Below are 2,738 nucleotides of genomic sequence, written 5' to 3' on the forward strand. Positions count from 1 at the left end.
TTAATAGCATAAATTCTTTCAATCATCTCCACAACTTTTAGTCCTTCAAGGGCATTGGTGGTAATGGTATTTCTTCCTTTCAGTACATCAACCACGTTTTCTATAATGTAGTGATGGTTCTGCGCAGAACCCTTGTAGGCGCCGTAATCATTGCCGGGGTTTGTAGGAGCTAATTCCGGCATCTGGTAATCCTTCACATGGCAGTACTCTACTTTATCCATATACTGCCCACCGATTTTCACACTCCCGTTCTCAGCAATTATGGTCATGCTGCTTTCCAGGTTCTGGTTCCAAACAGAAGTAGAATAATTGATAGCTCCCATGCCGCCGTTGACAAAGTCAAAGCTCACAAAACCTGAATCTTCAAAATCAGTTAAATGCTGGTGGTTAAAGTCATTGAACTTAGCTTGTATGTTGTCTATATCGCCAAAAAGCCAATACATAATATCAATAAAGTGGGAGAACTGAGTAAACAGAGTTCCACCATCCAGGTCTTTTTTCCCATGCCAGCTTTCATGTTTGTAATAGCGGTCATCCCGGTTCCAGTAACAGTTTAGCTGAACCATAAAGATTTTTCCCAGCTTACCACTTTCTATAAGATCTTTGATCCAGATAGAAGGAGGGGAGTAGCGGTTCTGCATTACGGCAAAGACATGCTTGTGCACATGCAAAGCTTTAAAAATGACCTTTTCTGCGTCCAGCTTTGTAAGAGCCATTGGCTTTTCAACCACAATATGCTTTCTTGCCTCTAGGCACAGCATAGCTTGCTGTGCATGAAAGCCATTAGGGCTGGCAATATTGATTACATCTACTTCAATGGGTGATTGAAGTAGATCTTCTATTGAACTAAAGAATGGTACATCAACAGATTCTTCCGGCAGGTTTAGTTCTGCTTTTTCTTTTACATCAACTAGTGCCACCAACTCGCATTCTTCATTGCGCAGCACCATTTCGGCGTGCCGTTTACCAATATGTCCCTGACCTACTACTGCAAACTTTATTTTTCTCTCCTGGAAAGGCATTTTAAGAAATCTTATAAACCTGGTTATTTTCTAACTTATAGACCTGCCCACTCTCCGGGCAGGTGGCCATGTTCTCCTTGTTGAATTCGAGTCTGTGCCCATATTCACTCATCCAGCCAATTTGCTTTGAGGGATTACCAACTACGAGCGCATAGGCCGGTACATGCTTTGTTACCACTGTTCCGGCACCTATGAAGGCAAACTCGCCAATATCATGGCCGCATACTATAGTGGCGTTTGCACCAATAGAGGCACCTCTACCAACATGAGTCTTGGCATATTGATCTCTGCGATTTACAGCACTTCTTGGATTTATTACATTGGTAAAAACCATAGAGGGGCCTAAAAACACATCATCCTCGCAGGTAACCCCTGTATAAATAGAGACATTGTTCTGCACCTTTACATTGTTGCCAAGCACTACTTGTGGAGAAATTACCACGTTCTGACCTATATTGCATCTTTCTCCAATCGTGCAGTCCGGCATGATGTGGGAGAAGTGCCAGATCTTTGTTCCTTCTCCAATTGTGCAGCCCTCATCAATTATGGCTGTCTCATGGGCATAATAACTCATTAAGATAATACTGTTTTTTGAACAAATTCTTTAATAGAATCAGTAATAAATAGCAGTTCTTCTTCGCTCTGTTCTGTATGTATTGGAAGAGATAAGACTTGTCTGCAAAGCTGTTCTGATACTGGATAGCCATCAGCTGCCTGAGTGTAATGGCTGTAAGCCTTCTGCTGATGTAGAGGTACAGGATAATACACCATTGTAGGTATACCTTTGCTATGCAGAAATGCTTTCAATTCCTCACGATCAAAACCTACACATTTTAGTGTGTATTGATGAAAGACGTGGGTCGTATTATTTGCCCTTGTTGGGATTATTACTTCTTCTACTGTACCTAGTTCCCTGTCATAAAAGGCTGCAGACTTATTGCGGTTAGTACTGTAAGTATCTAGATGCTTTAACTTGATTCTCAGAATTGCAGCCTGAAGAGTATCTAATCTTGAATTTACTCCAACGATGTCATGGTAGTATTTTACTTTTTGCCCATGATTGGCTATCATTTTCAGTTTCTTGGCTAAATCTTCTTCCTGGGTAAAAATAGCACCTCCATCTCCATAGCAACCTAAATTCTTTGATGGAAAGAACGAAGTAGTACCAATATGACCGATTGTTCCAGCCTTTTTCAGCGTACCATCATTGAACGTATACTCAGCGCCTATTGCCTGAGCCGTATCTTCAATCACATAGAGGTTATAACGATCTGCCAGCTCCATAATGGCCTCCATGTTGGCACACTGTCCATATAAATGCACAGGTACTATTACTTTTGTTTTGGAAGTGATAGCTTTTTCTGCTTCTTCAACCGAAAGCATGAAGGTGTCAGGGTAAACATCTACAAAGACAGGCGTAAGACCTAACAATGCAATGACTTCTGCAGTGGCCACATAAGTGAAAGTAGGAACAATAACCTCATCGCCGGGCTTAAGATCCAGTGCCATCATCGCCAGTTGAAGGGCATCGGTACCATTGGCGCAAGGAATAACATGTCCTGCTTTGTTATAGGAAGCAAGCTCTTGGGCAAAAAGATCTACAGCCGGACCATTGATGAAAGCAGTCGTTTCAAGTACTTCAGTAATCGCAGCATCGAGCTCAGGCTTTATTTTATGATATTGACCCTGTAGGTCGACCATCTGGATTCTCATATA

The 2,738-nt window shown here is 41.9% G+C and carries 3 protein-coding genes; all 3 read right to left on the reverse strand.

Annotated features, from left to right (window positions below):
- Positions 1 to 1,022, reverse strand: a 1,022-nt coding sequence (locus tag LWP20_RS17995) for a Gfo/Idh/MocA family protein (RefSeq protein WP_242929568.1), incomplete at its 3' end; no start/stop codon positions are given.
- Position 1,023: 1 nt separating this feature from the next.
- The gene (locus LWP20_RS18000; protein WP_242929569.1) at positions 1,024 to 1,596 is read right to left on the reverse strand and encodes an acyltransferase; all 573 of its coding nucleotides are present in this window, start codon (positions 1,594 to 1,596) and stop codon (positions 1,024 to 1,026) included.
- The gene (locus tag LWP20_RS18005) at positions 1,596 to 2,735 is read right to left on the reverse strand and encodes a DegT/DnrJ/EryC1/StrS family aminotransferase (protein ID WP_242929570.1); all 1,140 of its coding nucleotides are present in this window, start codon (positions 2,733 to 2,735) and stop codon (positions 1,596 to 1,598) included. Before LWP20_RS18005 ends, LWP20_RS18000 begins: the two co-directional genes overlap by 1 nt.
- Positions 2,736 to 2,738: the final 3 nt, after the last annotated feature.

Origin of the sequence: Pontibacter vulgaris (assembly GCF_022758145.1) — a bacterium.
Lineage (GTDB): Bacteria > Bacteroidota > Bacteroidia > Cytophagales > Hymenobacteraceae > Pontibacter > Pontibacter vulgaris.

Excerpts from the sequence above, each read along its gene's own strand:
- LWP20_RS18000 (WP_242929569.1), bottom strand. The coding sequence starts at position 1,596 with ATGAGTTATTATGCCCATGAGACAGCCATAATTGATGAGGGCTGCACA.
- LWP20_RS18005 (WP_242929570.1), bottom strand. The coding sequence starts at position 2,735 with ATGAGAATCCAGATGGTCGACCTACAGGGTCAATATCATAAAATAAAG.